This is a genomic window from Streptomyces sp. NPDC048419, assembly GCF_043200415.1.
GTDB lineage: Bacteria > Actinomycetota > Actinomycetes > Streptomycetales > Streptomycetaceae > Streptomyces.
In genome coordinates, this window is record NZ_JBICXT010000001.1 from 20,574 (window position 1) to 36,543 (window position 15,970).

Consider the following 15,970-nt stretch of genomic DNA (forward strand, 5'->3'; position numbering starts at 1 on the left):
ATGGGCGATGACCCGAAATCAACCGGTCTGCGGCGGCCCGAGATCCCGGCCGGCTCCCCGTGCCCGGGGTCCTCTCATCCGCCTTTCACCGACGCCTCATACGGTGGGGGCATGACGCAGGTGACTCCTCCCGGGTGGTATCCCGACCCCGGGCAGACAAGTGAGGGTCCCGCCACCGAGCGGTGGTGGGACGGCAAGGCATGGACGGACCGGACCCGCCCCGCGGGCTCGGCCGCCGTATGGGGTCCCCCGGCGCAGACGCCGGCGGCCGGGGCGGAGCCGACACCGCCGCCGTTTCCGGCCGATGCGTCCGCCTATCCGACGTACCCGGCGTATCCGGCCCAGCCGCCGGCCGCTTCGCGCCGTGGGCTGCGTACGGGCATCGCCGTCGGGGCGGCCGTGGTCGTCCTGGCCTGCATCGGTGTGGGCGTGTACGCGCTGGCCGGCAACGACAGTTCGGGCGGCGGCAGCGCCGCACAGCCCGGGCAGGGTCAGGGCGGCCCCGGCGGGGAGGGCGGTTCCTCCGGTGGCCGGGGCGGTCAGGGCGGACCGTTCGGAGGAGGATCCGGCGGCTCCGGCGGAGGCGGCACCGAGTCGCCCGCTCCCGGGCAGTCCGAGGCTCCGAAGATCCGCAGTGGGTCGGTGACCGACGGGATCAGCGGCATCAGCCTGCCCATCCCGGACGACTGGTACGGCCAGCAGATGTCCGTGGGCGCGCAGATCTCGTCCAACAAGTCCTACAAGTGCCCCGGCGACACGTCCCAGACCTGCACGAACGGCGGCGCGTACTCGGCGCCCGCGCAGGTCCTGGGCAGCAAGGGCAGCACGGCGGAGGCGGTCGCGAAGGCCGACATCGCCGCCAACGCCAAGGACTCCTACGGCGGCACGACCTACGGCGCGATCACCTCGCACGACGTACTCGCGTCCAAGGCGGTCACCGTGGCCGGGCAGAAGGGCTATCTGGTCCGCTGGAGAGCGGTCACCAGCAAGGGCTCGGACGGCTACGTCGAGTCGCTCGCGTTCCCCTCGCCCGCCGACCCGCAGCAGATCGTCGTCGTCCGCTTCGGTGTGGATGTCGCCGAGAAGCAGAGCGTCATCGACACGATCACCAAGGGGATCAAGGTGTCGACCGGCGGCGGCAGCGGTCAGAACGTCTGATCCTGCCTTGGCCGCGGAAATCGGTCGGCCGGGCGGAACTCCTCTCCGCTCAAGAGGAGCCCCGCCCGGCCGGGGGGTGCGCGCCGCCCCCGTCCCCACGGTGCGGCGCGGTCAGGTCCCCGTCCGGTCATCCCATGGACGGCGACCTGGGTCTCAGGTGAGGCCGAGTGCCGGCAGCACGGCGGCCTCCACGAAGCGGACCAGGTAGTCGGGGTCGGCGTACTCCCCCTCCAGGACGGGCCGGGCCCGCATCACGCCGAACATCTGCGCCGGTACGTACGGCAGGGCCGGATGGTCGGCGGCGACCTCGCCCCGCTCCACGCCCCGCTGCAGGATCTCCTGCATCGCCCGGATCTCGGGCTCGACCAGCGCCTCGCGCAGCGCCCGCTGAAGGTCCGGGTCCTGGGTGATGGCATGGCCGAGCGCCTGGTGGAGCCTGGTGTCCTTGCGCCCCCACAGCGCGGCGACCCGCGCGGCCTGGCGCAGATCCTCGGCCAGCGACCCGGTGTCGATGCCGCCGAAGCGCATCTGCCGGGCGGACCGCAGCGCCGCCGCCACGAACTGGGGCTTCGTCTTCCACTGCCGGTAGAGCGTGGACTTGCTGCACCGCGTGCTCGCGGCGACGCCCTCCATGGTCACGGCGTCGTACCCGCACTCACGAATCTGCTCGAGCACCGCGTCGAAGAACTCCTTCTCACGCTGAGGCGTGATCTTGGAGCGGCGCGAGGAGGCGACCGATTCCGGTCCGTCCGCGGCCTGCGACGTCATGTGCTCTTCTCCCTCGCTCCCGGGCCGGGATTATTCCCGGCTTCCAGTGTGTCGTACCTATCGATACGCCACTGTACCGGAACGCCGACGTATCGGTACACTCCCGTATCGGAACGCATTCGTTTCGGGACGGGCGCGTACCGATGAGTTCCGGCCCCGGCCGGGGTCTCACCACGTACAGCAGGCAAGTCCAGCCAGCACGGGCACGAAGCACGAAGCACGACCGTAAGCAAGGGAGCCGGGGGATGAACGGACGCACTGAGCCTCCGGACGCGGAGGCGGCCGCCATATCGCGGCCGCCGCTCGTCCGCGAGTTCCTGCTCGTCGCGGGGCTCTTCCTCGTCTACAAGTTCGGCCGTCAGCTCGCCACGGGCCACACCGGCGAGGCCCTCCACAACGGGCACCGCTTGTGGGACCTCGAGCGGACCCTGCACCTGCCCGGCGAGGGCTCGGTGCAGTCCCTCCTGCTGCACGGCGACGGTCTCGCCCAGATCGCCAACACCTACTACGCGACCGTCCACTTCCCGGCCACCGCGGCCTTCCTGATCTGGCTCTACCTGCGGCGCCCCGCGCACTACGTCTGGGCCCGCCGGGTGCTGGCCACCGTCACCTCGGCGGCCCTGGTGCTGCCCTTCGTCTATCCGCTGGCGCCGCCGCGGATGCTGGCCGGCGCGGGCCTGGTCGACACGGCGCACGTCTACGGCCCGTCGGTGTACGGCCCGCCCTCCTCGGACCATCTCTCGAACCAGTTCGCGGCGATGCCGTCGCTGCACTTCGGCTGGGCTCTGATGGTCGCCGTCGGCCTGATCGCGGCTACGCGCTCCCGGTGGCGCTGGCTGTGGCTGCTGCACCCGCTGGTGACGCTGCTGGTGATCGTGGGCACCGCGAACCACTACTGGATCGACGCCCTCGTGGCGACCGCCATGCTCGGCGTTGCGCTCGCGCTGATCCACCGGCCGCACCGCACGGTCAGCACGGCAGGACGGGGCAGCGGGCAGCTCGCGCCGGCCGCCGCGGACACCGGCGACGCCGACAGCAGGGTCCTGGTCGGAGCGGGCCGATGACCGCCGTATTCGTCGCCGTCGCCCTCTCCCTGGTCTCCGCCGTCGCCTACGCGGCCGCGGCAGTGGCCCAGGAGCGCCTCGCCGCACGCAGCTCCGACAGCGGAGTCCTGCGACTGCTGGGCGCAGGCGCCTGGTGGGCGGCGGTCGGGCTCAACGCCTCCGCGGCCCTGCTGCACGTCGTCGCCCTCAAGTACGGCTCGCTGACCGTCGTGCAGCCGCTCGGTGCGCTCACGCTGGTCGCCGCCGTGCCGATGGGAGCGCGGGTGGCCGGCCGGAAGGTCAGCACGACCGAGTGGCGGGGCACCGCGCTGACGCTGGCCGGGCTGGCCGCGCTGCTGGTCGCCGCGTCCGGTTCGGCGCCCGAGCAGGTGCTGAGCCTGACCGAGGCACTGGCGGTCGCGGGCACCACGGCCGCACTGATCGGCATGCTGGCGCGGCCGGGAGCCCGGCCGGGACTGCGGCACGCCACGGCGTCCGGGTTCGCCTCGGGTGTGGCCTCGGCGCTCACGCAGACGGTGACCGTGGCCGCGACCGACCGCTCCGGCCCGGCGCTCAGCCTTCGGGTCGTCCTGGTGGCGGTGCTGGTCGCCGCCTTCGCCGCGGGCGGACTGCTCCTGTCGCAGATGGCGTACAAGGGCGGCCTCGGCGCTCCGCTGGCGGTACTGACCCTGTCGAATCCGACGGCGGCCTCGGTGATCGGCCTCACGATGCTCGGCCAGGGACTGCGCGGCGGCGCGGCGGGCGTGCTCCTCGCCCTCGCGGGCGCGGCCCTCGCCTCCTGGGGCGTCGTCCTGCTGACGCGCCCGACCCCAGCTCCGGCCCCGATCGAGGAGGAGCACCCGGTGGCCGCGGTCCTGGCGCTCAAGCCGGAAACGGCGACACAGGAGCCGGTGCTGGTGCCCCGGCCGACGTCGGACCCGGGCCACCTCACACCACTGTGAACTCCTCCCGCGTTCCCGGGAGTTGTGCTAACCGAGTCCGCGCGAATCCTGCTTGAGCGCCGTGTCCACCGTCAGCGCCGTCGCGACGACCAGGCTCAGCAGCGGCTCGGGCAGCTGGTAGTGGATCTGCAGGACATAGTTGTCCGCGGTCGTGAACATCGTCTTGGCGAGGCCTTCCCAGGTCTTGGTGATCCGGGCGACCTCGTTCTCGGCGTGGTCGACGATGGCGAAGTTCCAGGCCCGCCAGTTCTCCGCCTTGATCGCTCCGACCTGCCGGCCGTTCGCGTTCATCGCGAAGTTGATCTTCCCGATCATGTTCTGCTGGACGATCTCGCCGACCGGCGAACCGTCCGGACGGCTGACCTCCACCCGCGACTTGAAGAACTTCGCGGGCCGGGTCAGCACCAACTGCGGCTGGCCGTAGGCGTCCCGGATCTCCAGCCGGTGCGTCATGAACTGGTCGAGGCTGGAGACGAAGCGCGCCACCTTCTTCAGCGCGCTCTGCCCGATCTCGGTGACCGAGCCGATCTGGTTGCCGTTCTGATCCATGACCGTGTACTCGTTGGTCAGCTCGATCAGCTTGGCCTTCTGGTTCACCACCAGGACCGGCTCGGAGAACAGGCTGCCGCCACCGGGGCCGCCCGCGGCGACCCCGGCCTGCTGCTGCACCTGACGCTGCACCCGCGGGTCGGGACCCGCGGCCTGCTGCGGCATCTGCGGCGCCTGCATCTGCGGCATCGCCGACTGCTGCTGCCCGGCCGGGACCGCCTGCTGGTCGGCGTGCGTGTGCTGGGTCCACTGAACGCCGTCCCAGTAACGGAGAGTCTGGGGCGCTCCGTGCGGATCCGGGTACCAGCCTGCAGGTGTGTTCGAATGCGTGGTCACCGGGGCACACTACCCCGGCCCCACCGGCACCCCGCCACCCCTTCCGTTGCGGTATTCATCAGCTTTTACCCGGCACGTCATGTGGTGATGATCGCCGGGTCGCTGACGCCGCACCGACCGTTCTCGACATGTCCGGCGAATCGCCGCAGGAAGCTCCGGTCGGCCTCGGAGGTGACGGTGAGGTCGTACCAGCGCCGGCTCGCCGCGAGGTCGACGGTGTGCTTGACGGTCGCGCCGGGCCGTACCGAGAACGTCCGCGGCCGTACGCCGTAACCGCCCGCCAGCTTCAGACGGACCGTGCCGGAGCCCCTGTTGGTGAGGCTCAGCTCGACGTCCTCGCCGGTGTGGCGGGCGGTGACCTCGGGTCCGGCGGTCCTGTTCGGGCCCTCGAAGACGCGCAGGAAGCCGTTGGGACCGTGCACGGCCAGGTTGTACGAGCCCTTCGAGTACGCCGAGTTCCAGGTGTCCGCGACCGTCTTGCCGGCCTCGGTGGTGTAGGTCCACGGGCCGTCGGTGCGGTTGCCGGAGGTGACCAGGAAGGCCGCGCCCGCGTGCGCCCCCGAGGCGAACGTGAGCGTGAACTTCCCGCCCGCGGTGTCCGCCGAACCGTCCACGTACGGCGCGTACTTGAGAGGACGCGTCGGGCGCGGACCGCGCTCCTGCCCAGGCAGGACACCCTTGACGGGTGGGGTCGGAACGTAGTCGGGGTGCCGGTTCTTGTCCGGCGGCTGGTAGCCGTCGGTGTCCGGCAGGGCGACCGGCTCGGTGTCCGTACGGGAGAAGTCGAACGCGCCGGTCAGGTCGCCGCAGACGGCGCGCCGCCAGGGCGAGATGTTCGGCTCGTGGACGCCGAAGCGGGTCTCCATGAACCGGATGATCGAGGTGTGGTCGAGCGTCTCGGAGCAGACGTAACCGCCCTTGCTCCAGGGCGAGACGACCAGCATCGGCACCCGCTGGCCGAGGCCGTAGGGGCCGGCCGGGTTGCTGCCGCTGCCCTTGAACAGGTCGAGGGCGGGGTCGACGGTGGACTTGCCCTGCGTGGCGGACTGCGGCGGGTACGCCGGGATCTGGTGGTCGAAGAAGCCGTCGTTCTCGTCGTACGTGATGAACAGCGCCGTCTTCGCCCACACCTTCGGGTCGGCGGTGAGCGCGTCGAGGACCTGGGAGACGTACCAGGCGCCGTAGTTCGCGGGCCAGTTGGGGTGCTCGGTGAAGGCCTCGGGGGCGACGACCCAGGAGATCTGCGGCAGCTTGCCGCCCTTGACGTCGGCCTTGAGCTGGTCGAAGAAGCCCTCGCCCTTGGTCGCGTCGGTGCCGGTGCGGGCCTTGTCGTAGAGCGGGTCGCCGGGCTTGGCGTTGCGGTACTGGTTGAAGTACAGCAGCGAGTTGTCGCCGTAGTTGCCACGGTAGGCGTCGGAGATCCAGCCCCAGCCGCCGGCCGCGTCCAGGCCGTCGCCGACGTCCTGGTAGATCTTCCAGGAGACGCCCGCCTTCTCCAGGCGCTCGGGGTAGGTCGTCCAGCCGTAGCCCGCCTCGTCGTTGCCGAGGACCGGGCCGCCGCCCTGGCCGTCGTTGCCCGTGTAACCCGTCCACATGTAGTAGCGGTTGGGGTCGGTCGAGCCGATGAACGAGCAGTGGTACGCGTCGCAGATGGTGAACGAGTCGGCGAGCGCGTAGTGGAACGGGATGTCGTCGCGGGTCAGGTACGCCATCGTCGTGGAGCCCTTGGAGGGCACCCACTTGTCGTACTTGCCCCCGTTGAAGGCGGCGTGGCCGTCGTTCCAGCCGTGCGGAAGGTCCTGGATGAACGCCAGGCCCAGGTCGTCGGCGTCGGGGTGGAACGGCAGGATCTCCTTGCCGGCCGCGTCCTTCTGGTGCCAGACCGAGGTGCCGTCGGGCCAGGTCACCGGGCGCGGGTCGCCGAAGCCGCGAACGCCCCTGAGAGAGCCGAAGTAGTGGTCGAAGGAACGGTTCTCCTGCATCAGGACGACGATGTGCTCGACGTCCTCGATGGACCCCGTGCGACGGTTCGCGGGCAGCGCGGCAGCACGCTCGATGCTGCTCGACAGCGCGGTGAACGCCGTGGTGGCGCCCGCGAGTTGCAGGAATCTGCGCCGATTGACTTCGGGCATGGTGTGGGTGCCTCTCATCCTGGTGCAGACGGCCGGAACATGACGGAATGCGCGCGGAGCGAGTGTTCCAAGGGCAACAAACGTCAGGGAAGGGTCGGATGGCGCCAATGTGAAAGTCGTCGGTACGAGCGGTGTGGCGACGGAAGTGAGGTGTGAGCGGCGGCAGCCTCGCGGCCTGCCGCACCGGAAAGCCGGCCGCGCCGGGGATCGCGGCCCCGCTCGTGGGCACCCTGGGCGACCGGTCGACGGACGGCTGGGGGTGGCGCATTCCTTTCGTTCGCGGTGCCGTGCTTCCCGCCGCGGGTGCGGGCCGCGGGCGAGCTGGAGAAGGCTTCCGTCAGACGGAAGCCCCCTTGCCCCCGTGTGGCGCCCGTCACGACCCTGGGTCCAACCACGGCAAGCGGGGCGACGATGCCCCGCCGACAGGGACGGGAACGCCATGCCTCACATGACCGCCTTCGCCAGGAACCAGTGGTACGTCGCCGCGTACAGCCATGAGGTCGGGCGCGAGGAGCTGCTCGGCCGGACGATCCTCGGTGAGCCGCTCGTGTTCTACCGGACCGAGGAGGACGGGACGCCCGTCGCGCTCGCCGACCGCTGTGTGCACCGGCGCTTCCCGCTGCACGAGAAGCCGAGCCGGCTCGACGGCGACAGGATCGTGTGCGGCTACCACGGGTTCACGTACGACACGAGCGGTACATGTGTGTATGTCCCCGGCCAGAAGCGCATACCGCGCACCGCCCGCGTCGCCTCCTACCCCGTGATCGAGCAGGACTCGCTGGTGTGGGTGTGGATCGGCGACCCGGCGCTCGCCGACGCGCAGACCATCCCGCGGGCCAGGCACCTCGACGCCCCCGGCTGGGTCACCGTGCGCGGCATGGAGCCCATCGACGCCGACTACGGGCTGCTGGTCGACAACCTCCTCGACCTCTCCCACGAGACGTATCTGCACGGCGGCTACATCGGTACTCCCGAGGTCGCCGAGACGCCGATCACGACCGAGGTCGACGAGGGCGCGGGCATCGTGCGGGTCAGCCGGCACATGGACGACGCCGAGTGCCCGCCGTTCTACGCCAGTTCGACCGGAATCGAGGGCCGGATCACCCGCTGGCAGGACATCGAGTACCACGCCCCGTGCCTGTATCTGCTGCACAGCCGGATCGCGCCGGCCGGGGTCGTGCCGGAGGCCGACGGCAGCGACCCGAACGGCTTCCACACCGAGATCACGTACGCCATCACGCCCTCAGGCGACGGGCACGTGTACGACTTCTGGATGGTCTCCCGCGACTGGGCGGTCGAGGACGCCGAGGTCACCGAGTTCCTGCGGGGCAACAACCACACCGTGGTCATGCAGGACGTCGACGCGCTCAACCTGCTGCAGCAAACGCTCGGTTCGGAGCGGACGGGGTACCAGGAGCTGAGCATCAACATCGACACCGGCGGCCTGGCTGCCCGCCGCATCCTCGCCCGGCTGGTCGAGGAGGGCGAGAAGCCCGTGGAGAAGGTCCAGTGAGCAGCGGCCCCACCGGCGAGATCTACCGCATCGACTGGCTGCCGGGCACCGACGTGCTGCACGGCACCTGTCACTGCGGCGCCGAGCACACCGCGCAGGACCCGGTCGAGATGTGGGAGTGGATGCTCGGCCATCCCGAAGGACACGCGCCCCGAGCACAGGAGCGGCAGCAACCATGACCGTGTACGAAGCCGAACTCGTCGTCGACCGCCGGGAGTCCGCGGCCGACGGCGTGCTCGCCCTCACCCTGCGCCATCCGCTCGGCGAGGACCTGCCGGCCTGGGAGCCGGGCGCCCATGTCGACGTCGTGCTCGGGCCGGAGCTGGAGCGGCAGTACTCGCTGTGCGGGGACCCCGCGGACCGGTCGGCGTGGCGGATCGCCGTGCTGCTGGAGCCGGCCGGACGCGGCGGATCCGCCCACGTGCACGCGCAGTTGGGCGAGGGCGACAAGGTGCGGGTGCGCGGGCCGCGCAACCACTTCCGGCTGGAGCCCGCTTCCCGCTACCGCTTCGTCGCCGGCGGCATCGGCATCACCCCGATCCTGCCGATGCTGGCCGCGGCCGAGGAGGCGGGAGCGGAGTGGACGCTGCTGTACGGCGGCCGTACCCGTAACTCCATCGCCTTCATAGAGGAGTTGGCGCGCTACGGGGACCGGGTGACCGTCTGCCCGCAGGACGAGTCCGGTCTGCTGGACCTGGACCCGGTGCTGGACGGCCTGCCGGAGGGCACCCTGGTGTACTGCTGCGGTCCCGGGGCGCTGCTGGACGCGGTCGAGGAGCGCTGCCCGGCCGGGCGGCTGCGCGTCGAGCGGTTCGCGCCGAAGGAGCAACAGAAGGGCGAGGACGCCGAGTTCGAGGTCGAGCTGGCGCAGAGCGGTCGTAGCGTCACCGTCGCGGCGGACGTCTCCGTGCTGGACGCCGTGCGCGGCGCCGGTGTCGAGGTGCTGTTCTCCTGCACCGAGGGCACCTGCGGCACCTGTGAGACCGATGTGCTCGAAGGCACCCCGGACCACCGCGACTCGGTGCTCACCGACGCGGAACGGCAGAGCGGGGAGACGATGATGATCTGCGTGTCCCGCTGCCGTGGGAAGAGGCTCGTGCTGGACCTGTGATGCCGAGGTCGGCATCGATCCTGGCGACCGTCTCGAGCAGATGCGGCAGCAGGTCCCGGCGGATCGACCCGACGGAGTTGCGGCCGGCCGGGACGGCGATGTTGACCGCCGCGACCACCTCACCGCCCCGGTCGCGCACCGGGGCGGCCACCGACCGCAGTCCCTCCTCCAGCTCCTGGTCGACGAGGGCGTACCCCTGCCGGCGCACCCGGCGAAGTTCCGCCCGCAGGGCGGCTGCCGACATCACGCTGTGTTCCGTCAGGGGCAGCAGCTCGATGCGGGCGAGCCGGGCGTCGATCTCCTCGTCCGGCAGATGGGCGATGATCACCCGGCCCACCGAGGTCACCTGCGCCGGGAAACGCGTGCCCACGGTGATCGCCGCGGACATGATGCGGCGGGTGGGCACCCGCGCCACGTAGACGACGTCGTCGCCGTCGAGGACGCAGAGCGACGACGACTCCCGTACCTGCTCGACGAGTTGCTCCAGATGCGGCTCGGCGATCTGCGGCAGCGTGATGCTGGACAGATAGGAGTAGCCGAGCTCCAGCACGCGCGGGGTGAGGCGGAAGAGCCGGCCGTCCTGGTGCACGTAGCCGAGGTCGGCGAGGGTGAGCAGCAGCCGGCGGGCGGCGGCCCGGGTCAGGCCGCAGGTGCCGGCGACCTCACTGAGGGTACGCGCGGGATGCTCGGCGTCGAAGGAGCGGATCACGGCGAGGCCGCGCGCGAAGGACCTCACGAAATGTGGTGCGCGGGCTCCTCCGGGCATTGCCCCACCCCCAAAAGTGTCAACAATGTTGTCGGCGAACCCATTGACCAGACCCGTTGCGGCTTCTACCTTCCCGCTGAGCAGGGCTGCGCACTACCGTGCGCCTTGCGCACAACCTGTCGGAACACCGCTGCACCCGTTCTCTGCACAGGAGGAGTCATGCGCCGTCTGATCGCCGGTCTCACGACCGGCACGTTCCTGCTCGCTGCGACGGCCTGCGGCTCGTCCGGGGGCTCCGGCTCCTCGGGCGGCAGCACCTCGTCCGGCGGCACCACGACCATCAAGGTCAGCACCATCCCCATCGTCGACACCGCCCCGCTCTACGTCGGCCAGGCCAAGGGCTTCTACGCCAAGCACGGGCTGAAGCTCGACATCAGCCAGGCGCAGGGCGGCGCGGCCATCGTGCCCGGCGTGGTCAGCGGTCAGTACCAGTTCGGCTTCTCGAACGTCACCTCGCTGCTGATCGCCCAGACCAACAACGTGCCGGTCAAGGCCGTGGCCGAGGGGGTGAACTCCACCGGCAAGGAGAACGCCGACTTCTGCGGTCTGGTCGTCCCCAAGAGCAGCAAGATCACGTCGGCCAAGGAGCTCGCGGGCAAGAAGGTCGCCGTCAACAACCTCAACAACATCGGCGACACGACGGTGCGCGCTTCGGTCCGCAAGGCGGGCGGCGACCCCTCGAAGATCAAGTTCGTCGAGCTGCCCTTCGATCAGATGCCGGCCGCGCTCGACAAGGGCCAGGTCGACGGCGCCTTCATCGTGGAGCCCGCGTTCACCCAGGCCAAGAGCGAGGGCGCGAAGAACGTCGGGTCCCCCTTCGTCGACGCCGCCGGCAATCTGACCGTCGCCATGTTCTTCACCTCCCAGCAGTACGCGCAGAAGAACCCCGACGTGGTGAAGCGGTTCCAGGAGGCGACCAAGGAGGCCCTGGCCTACTCCGACAAGAACCCGGACGAGGTCCGCAAGATCGTCGGCACGTACACCAAGATCCCCTCGGCGTTGCTGTCCAAGATGACGCTGCCGCGCTGGCCCGAGGAGCCGAACAAGGCCTCCATCGAGACACTGGCGAAGCTCGGCGAGCAGGACGGCCTGTTCAAGACGTCGCCGGACGTCGACAAGCTGATGCCGTGAAGGGACTGAACACCGCACTCGGTGCGGCCGGGCTCGCGGCCTTCCTCGCGCTCGGCGAGGTGGTGCCGCGGGTCGGCCTCGTCAAGGAGAGCTACTTCCCGCCGACCAGCCGCATAGCCTCGGCCCTGGGCGACGAACTCGCCGACGGCGCCTTCTGGTCGGCACTCGGCGACACCCTCACCGGCTGGGCGATCGGCCTCGCGATCGCCGTCGGCGCGGGTGTCGTCGCGGGCGTCGTGCTGTCCGTCGTGCCCCATCTGCGCGAGGCGACGGCCTCCACGGTCGAGTTCCTGCGCCCGATCCCCTCGGTCGCCCTGATCCCGCTGGCGGTGCTCCTGTACGGCACCGAACTGCGTTCCGTCCTGCTGCTCGTGGTCTACGCGTCGTTCTGGCAGGTGCTCATCCAGACGCTCTACGGCGTCCAGGACGTCGACCCGGTCGCCGAGGAGACGGCACGGTCGTACGGGCTGGGCACCTGGGCACGGATCAGGTACGTGCTGTGGCCGACCGCGCTGCCGTACGTCATGACGGGTGTGCGGCTGGCCGCGGCGGTGGCGCTGATCCTCGCCATCACCGCCGAACTCGTCATCGGGGCACCGGGGTTGGGCCAGCAGATCGCCGTGGCGCAGAGCTCGCAGGCGGTGCCCGAGATGTACGCCCTGATCGTCGTCACCGGGCTGCTGGGGCTGCTCATCAACGTCGGCGCGCGCACCGTGGAGCGGCGGGCGCTGGCCTGGCACCAGTCGGTGCGCGGGGAGGTGGCGGTGTGATCGGGCGTGTGCTGCTGAGGGTGCTGCTGGTGGTCGCACTGCCCGCGGTGCTGATCGCCGTGTGGTGGGCCGCCTCCAGCGGCAGCGTGAACCCCTACTGGCCGCCCCTGCGGACGATCCTGAGGACCTTCCCGGACGTCTGGACCGGCGAACGCCTGCGCACGGACGTACTGCCGAGCCTGCTCAGACTGCTCGCGGGTTACTCGATCGCGGCCGTCGCCGGCGTCGCGCTCGGCACGGTCATCGGCTCCTACCGGCGGGTGCGCGCGTTCTGCGAACCGGTCCTGGAGTTCCTTCGCGCCATCCCGCCGCCCGTGCTGGTCCCGGTCATCATGCTGTTCGCCGGCATCGGCAACTCGATGAAGATCGTCGTGATCGCCAGCGGCTGCGTGTGGCCGATCCTGCTCAACACGGTCGAGGGCGTGCGCGCCGTCGACCCGGTGATGCTGGAGACGGCCCGCTCCTACGGCATCACCGGCGTCGCCCGGCTGCGCACGCTGGTACTGCCCTCGGCCGGCCCGCAGATCTTCGCGGGGCTGCGCCAGGCGCTGTCCATCGGCATCATCCTGATGGTCATCAGCGAGATGTTCGCGGCCAGCAACGGCATCGGCTTCACCGTCGTGCAGTTCCAGCGCAGCTTCGCCATCCCCGACATGTGGACCGGCATCCTCGTCCTCGGCCTGCTCGGTTTCCTGCTCTCCGTCGTCTTCCAGCTGGTCGAACGACGGGTGCTCGCCTGGTACCACGGCCTGCGCGCCTCCACCCGGCGGTCCTCGTGAACCTCGTGAAAGGGCGGTCCATGGACGCACTGCTCGACGTATCCGGTCTGCGGAAGTCCTACGAGGGCTCGGGCCGCCGCGTGGAGGCGGTGCGCGACCTGACCTTCACGGTGGAGACGGGCGAACTCGTCTGTGTCGTCGGCCCGTCGGGCTGCGGCAAGACCACCTTGCTCAAGTGCCTGGGCGGGCTGCTCACGCCGACGGCCGGCCAGGTGCTGCTCGCGGGGAAGCCGGTGACCGGGCCGCCGCCCGGGATGGCGTTCGTCTTCCAGGAGTACGGGCGCAGCCTCTTCCCCTGGATGCGGGTCGCCGAGAACGTCGAACTTCCCCTGAAGCAGAAGGACTTGAGCAAGCCCCGACGCAAGGAGCTGGTCGCGGACGCCCTGCAGTCGGTCGGCCTCGCGGACGCCTCCGGGGCGTATCCCTGGCAGCTGTCCGGCGGCATGCAGCAGCGCGTCGCCATCGCCCGCGCCCTCGCCTACGAGCCCGACGTCCTGCTGATGGACGAGCCGTTCGCAGCGGTCGACGCACAGACCCGCGCGGATCTGGAGGACCTCGTACGAGGCCTGTGGCGCGAGCGCGGCATCACCATCCTGTTCGTCACCCACGACATCGACGAGGCCGTCTACCTCGGCGAGCGGGTGATCGTCCTGTCCGCCTCCCCCACGGTCGTGCAGGAGCAACTGAAGGTCGATCTCCCCGACGAACGCGACCAGTTGCACACCCGGGTGGCCCCGCGCTTCGCCGAACTGCGGACCCATGTCTACGAGCAGATCCAGGCGGCGAAGCGCGGGACCAAGCCGGAGCCGGTCACGAAGCCGGATACGCCTCCACCTCACTGAACTGCCCTGCGGGCCAGCCCGTGTTGGCGCTGACGGTCAGCCGCAGATAGCGCAGGTTCGTGCTCGCGGGGAGGGAGACCGTGGCCGTGTTGCCGGTGGCCGGGTCGAAGCGGTAGCCGGTGGAGCCGACCACCGTGGAGTAGGTGGAGCCGTCGGTGCTGCCCAGCACCGTGACGTTCTGGGTGCGGGCGCCCCAGGCGGACGACGGCGGCAGCTTCAGCGCCAGTCTGCGGACGGCCTGGGCGGAGCCGAGGTCGATCGTCAGGGACTGCGGGAAGGCGTTGTTGGCCGACTCCCAGTAGGTGTTCGCGTCGCCGTCGACCGCCTTGCCCGGCGTGTAGACGTCCTGCGAGCCGGTCGCCGTGGCCGGGCGGCCCTTTGCGACATTGCGGCCCGGGTCCGGGTCGGTGTTGCCCTGGCCGGGCTGCGGCCAGGTCGAGCAGTCGCCCCAGGTGCTGCTCCAGCCGGAGTTGCCGCCGCCGTCGGTCACGGTGAAGGTGCCGGAGCCGGAGGGGTAGGGGCAGTTGTAGACGCCGGCCGCGCCGACCCCGGTGGCCTGGACATCGCTGAACTTCACCGCGCCCTGCGTCTCCGCCTGGACGACGACCGTGCCGGTGTTCTTCACCGTCGCACCGCTGATGCTGACGTTGCCGGCCGGGTAACCGTGACCGCCGCCGGAGACGAACTCGAAGGCGCTGTACGGGCTGTCGGTGATCGTGGTGTCGGTGATGTCGACGTTCGCGTTGATCGCGCTGTCGTAGGAGTCGACGCGCAGCGCGCCCATCGGGTGGTTCCAGTTGGGGTTGATCGCGCCGGTGCGCACCAGCGTGTTGCCCGCGACCGTGATCGTGCCGGACAGTGGGGAGAAGGGGTCGAGGAACTTCTGGTTGGAGATCGCGATGCCGCTGCCGAGGGCGTTGGTGTCGGAGACCAGGTTGTTCCTGACGGCGATGTCGGTGCCGCCGTAGATCGCGATGCCGTTGGCGAGGTTCGGCTGGGAGACGGTGTTGTTCTCGAAGCTGCTGTTGCTGTCCGCGCCGTTCAGGGACCACATGGCGAGCGAGTCGTCGCCCTGGTTGCGCAGGAAGTTGTTGCGGACGCGGACCCCGTGGGCGTTGCCGTTGAGGTTGAGGCCGTCGGCGGTGGTGTCGAGGATGCGGTTGTTCTCGACGACCAGGTTGTCGTTGTCGCCCATCAGCCACAGGCCGACCTTCATGTGCTGGATCCACATGCCGGAGACCGAACTGTTCGGCCCGAGCGAGCCGTTGACGAAGTTGTCCGGGTTGGAGTCGACGCGCTCGGTGACCTCGCCGAACACCGCGAAGTCCTTGATGTGCACGCTGCCGGAGGAGCTGGACTGGTCGACGAAGCGGGAGGTGTGCACGATCGAGTACCAGCTGCCCGCGCCCTGGAGCGTGACGTTCTGGACGCCGCCGAGCGAGGACGTCAGCCTGTAGTCGCCCGGCGGGATCCACACCACTCCCCCCTGGGCCGCGGAGATCGCGTCCCGGAAGGCCTGCGTGGAGTCGCCGTTGCCGCTGGGGTCGGCGCCTTTGGAGGTGACGGACACCGAGCCGGCGGGCTGCGTGGCCGCGCCGTCGACCTGCTCGAAGTCCGCGACGTCGACGGTGACCTGGGTGCCGGTCGACTCGAAGGCGACCTTGTCGCCCGGCTGGACGCTCTGCCCGAGCAGCATGCGGGCGTTGTCGAAGAAGTGGTGGGTCTTCGCGCCGGCGATCCAACCGGTGTCGATGTACGAGTACTTCGACGTCACCGGGAGCGTCCTGGCGAGCTTGGTGCCGTTGACGTACACGTTCAGCGAACCCGACTGGCCGTCCGGGACGTTGTAGGAGACGTTCACCGCGTTGCTCGCGCGCGGCACGGTGAACTCCACGCGCTGACCGGAGTCGAGGCGGACGGCCTGCCGTCCGGACGCCTCGGAGGCGACGGTGCCCTGGGTGTGGTCGGGGCCGATCCTCGTGCCGGTGGTGGTGGCCGACTCGGCCTCCACGGAGGTGAAGGGCAGGCTCGCGCCGGCCGCGGCGTGGGCGGCGGGTGCGACGGCGGTGAGCAGTCCGGCGGAGAGGGCGACCACCATGGCTGCTGGCAT

The 15,970-nt window shown here is 70.4% G+C and carries 15 protein-coding genes; 10 read left to right on the plus strand and 5 right to left on the minus strand.

Annotated elements, in window-relative coordinates; genetic code table 11:
* Positions 1 to 111: 111 nt before the first annotated feature.
* Positions 112 to 1,158 (plus strand): DUF2510 domain-containing protein, encoded by a 1,047-nt coding sequence (locus tag ACGFYN_RS00090; protein ID WP_393863413.1) that lies wholly within the window; start codon positions 112 to 114, stop codon positions 1,156 to 1,158.
* A gap of 153 nt (positions 1,159 to 1,311) precedes the next feature.
* Here the strand turns inward: ACGFYN_RS00090 and ACGFYN_RS00095 are convergent, their stop codons facing one another.
* Positions 1,312 to 1,926, minus strand: a complete 615-nt coding sequence (locus ACGFYN_RS00095; protein WP_393863414.1) for a TetR/AcrR family transcriptional regulator — start codon at positions 1,924 to 1,926, stop codon at positions 1,312 to 1,314.
* A 245-nt stretch (positions 1,927 to 2,171) separates the two neighbouring features.
* On the opposite strand from ACGFYN_RS00095, the gene ACGFYN_RS00100 reads away from it, so the two are divergent.
* Positions 2,172 to 2,990 (plus strand): phosphatase PAP2 family protein, encoded by an 819-nt coding sequence (locus ACGFYN_RS00100; RefSeq protein ID WP_393863415.1) that lies wholly within the window; start codon positions 2,172 to 2,174, stop codon positions 2,988 to 2,990.
* Positions 2,987 to 3,931: a hypothetical protein gene (locus ACGFYN_RS00105; protein ID WP_393863416.1), complete on the plus strand. Its 945-nt coding sequence runs from the start codon at positions 2,987 to 2,989 to the stop codon at positions 3,929 to 3,931. Before ACGFYN_RS00100 ends, ACGFYN_RS00105 begins: the two co-directional genes overlap by 4 nt.
* Before the next feature lie 27 nt (positions 3,932 to 3,958).
* On the opposite strand, the gene ACGFYN_RS00110 is transcribed toward ACGFYN_RS00105, so the two are convergent.
* Together ACGFYN_RS00110 and ACGFYN_RS00115 are read right to left on the minus strand one after the other, a co-directional pair.
* Positions 3,959 to 4,816 carry a phospholipid scramblase-related protein gene (locus ACGFYN_RS00110; RefSeq protein WP_393863417.1) on the minus strand — a complete coding sequence of 286 codons (858 nt, stop codon included), beginning with the start codon at positions 4,814 to 4,816 and terminating at the stop codon, positions 3,959 to 3,961.
* 77 nt (positions 4,817 to 4,893) lie between these two features.
* The gene (locus tag ACGFYN_RS00115) at positions 4,894 to 6,948 is read right to left on the minus strand and encodes a phosphocholine-specific phospholipase C (protein WP_393863418.1); all 2,055 of its coding nucleotides are present in this window, start codon (positions 6,946 to 6,948) and stop codon (positions 4,894 to 4,896) included.
* 439 nt (positions 6,949 to 7,387) lie between these two features.
* Between ACGFYN_RS00115 and ACGFYN_RS00120 the strand changes: the two genes are divergently transcribed.
* The 3 genes from ACGFYN_RS00120 to ACGFYN_RS00130 are packed head-to-tail and all read left to right on the plus strand — an operon-like array spanning position 7,388 to position 9,572.
* The gene (locus ACGFYN_RS00120) at positions 7,388 to 8,461 is read left to right on the plus strand and encodes a Rieske 2Fe-2S domain-containing protein (protein ID WP_393863419.1); all 1,074 of its coding nucleotides are present in this window, start codon (positions 7,388 to 7,390) and stop codon (positions 8,459 to 8,461) included.
* Positions 8,458 to 8,640: a hypothetical protein gene (locus ACGFYN_RS00125; RefSeq protein ID WP_393863420.1), complete on the plus strand. Its 183-nt coding sequence runs from the start codon at positions 8,458 to 8,460 to the stop codon at positions 8,638 to 8,640. Before ACGFYN_RS00120 ends, ACGFYN_RS00125 begins: the two co-directional genes overlap by 4 nt.
* The gene (locus ACGFYN_RS00130; RefSeq protein WP_393863421.1) at positions 8,637 to 9,572 is read left to right on the plus strand and encodes a PDR/VanB family oxidoreductase; all 936 of its coding nucleotides are present in this window, start codon (positions 8,637 to 8,639) and stop codon (positions 9,570 to 9,572) included. Before ACGFYN_RS00125 ends, ACGFYN_RS00130 begins: the two co-directional genes overlap by 4 nt.
* Here the strand turns inward: ACGFYN_RS00130 and ACGFYN_RS00135 are convergent.
* Positions 9,487 to 10,338: an IclR family transcriptional regulator C-terminal domain-containing protein gene (locus ACGFYN_RS00135; RefSeq protein WP_393863422.1), complete on the minus strand. Its 852-nt coding sequence runs from the start codon at positions 10,336 to 10,338 to the stop codon at positions 9,487 to 9,489. The two genes, ACGFYN_RS00130 and ACGFYN_RS00135, sit on opposite strands and share 86 nt — an antisense overlap.
* A 159-nt stretch (positions 10,339 to 10,497) precedes the next feature.
* Here ACGFYN_RS00135 and ACGFYN_RS00140 point away from each other — a divergent pair, with 159 nt between their 5' ends.
* From ACGFYN_RS00140 to ACGFYN_RS00155, 4 genes are read left to right on the plus strand one after another with little or no spacing between them, the layout of a single operon-like run.
* The gene (locus ACGFYN_RS00140; protein ID WP_393863423.1) at positions 10,498 to 11,469 is read left to right on the plus strand and encodes an ABC transporter substrate-binding protein; all 972 of its coding nucleotides are present in this window, start codon (positions 10,498 to 10,500) and stop codon (positions 11,467 to 11,469) included.
* Complete coding sequence (locus tag ACGFYN_RS00145) at positions 11,466 to 12,239, plus strand: ABC transporter permease (protein ID WP_393863424.1); 774 nt, start codon at positions 11,466 to 11,468, stop codon at positions 12,237 to 12,239. The genes ACGFYN_RS00140 and ACGFYN_RS00145 overlap by 4 nt, the downstream gene beginning before the upstream one ends.
* Complete coding sequence (locus ACGFYN_RS00150) at positions 12,239 to 13,018, plus strand: ABC transporter permease (protein WP_393864128.1); 780 nt, start codon at positions 12,239 to 12,241, stop codon at positions 13,016 to 13,018. Before ACGFYN_RS00145 ends, ACGFYN_RS00150 begins: the two co-directional genes overlap by 1 nt.
* Positions 13,019 to 13,038: 20 nt before the next feature.
* Positions 13,039 to 13,860 carry an ABC transporter ATP-binding protein gene (locus ACGFYN_RS00155; RefSeq protein WP_393863425.1) on the plus strand — a complete coding sequence of 274 codons (822 nt, stop codon included), beginning with the start codon at positions 13,039 to 13,041 and terminating at the stop codon, positions 13,858 to 13,860.
* Here ACGFYN_RS00155 and ACGFYN_RS00160 read toward each other — a convergent pair.
* Complete coding sequence (locus tag ACGFYN_RS00160; RefSeq protein ID WP_393863426.1) at positions 13,829 to 15,970, minus strand: discoidin domain-containing protein; 2,142 nt, start codon at positions 15,968 to 15,970, stop codon at positions 13,829 to 13,831. The two genes, ACGFYN_RS00155 and ACGFYN_RS00160, sit on opposite strands and share 32 nt — an antisense overlap.

Coding starts and splice junctions, on each gene's coding strand:
- ACGFYN_RS00090 (WP_393863413.1), top strand. CDS start 112: ATGACGCAGGTGACTCCTCCCGGGTGGTATCCCGACCCCGGGCAGACA.
- ACGFYN_RS00095 (WP_393863414.1), bottom strand. CDS start 1,926: ATGACGTCGCAGGCCGCGGACGGACCGGAATCGGTCGCCTCCTCGCGC.
- ACGFYN_RS00100 (WP_393863415.1), top strand. CDS start 2,172: ATGAACGGACGCACTGAGCCTCCGGACGCGGAGGCGGCCGCCATATCG.
- ACGFYN_RS00105 (WP_393863416.1), top strand. CDS start 2,987: ATGACCGCCGTATTCGTCGCCGTCGCCCTCTCCCTGGTCTCCGCCGTC.
- ACGFYN_RS00115 (WP_393863418.1), bottom strand. CDS start 6,948: ATGCCCGAAGTCAATCGGCGCAGATTCCTGCAACTCGCGGGCGCCACC.
- ACGFYN_RS00120 (WP_393863419.1), top strand. CDS start 7,388: ATGCCTCACATGACCGCCTTCGCCAGGAACCAGTGGTACGTCGCCGCG.
- ACGFYN_RS00130 (WP_393863421.1), top strand. CDS start 8,637: ATGACCGTGTACGAAGCCGAACTCGTCGTCGACCGCCGGGAGTCCGCG.
- ACGFYN_RS00135 (WP_393863422.1), bottom strand. CDS start 10,338: ATGCCCGGAGGAGCCCGCGCACCACATTTCGTGAGGTCCTTCGCGCGC.
- ACGFYN_RS00140 (WP_393863423.1), top strand. CDS start 10,498: ATGCGCCGTCTGATCGCCGGTCTCACGACCGGCACGTTCCTGCTCGCT.
- ACGFYN_RS00155 (WP_393863425.1), top strand. CDS start 13,039: ATGGACGCACTGCTCGACGTATCCGGTCTGCGGAAGTCCTACGAGGGC.
- ACGFYN_RS00160 (WP_393863426.1), bottom strand. CDS start 15,970: ATGCCAGCAGCCATGGTGGTCGCCCTCTCCGCCGGACTGCTCACCGCC.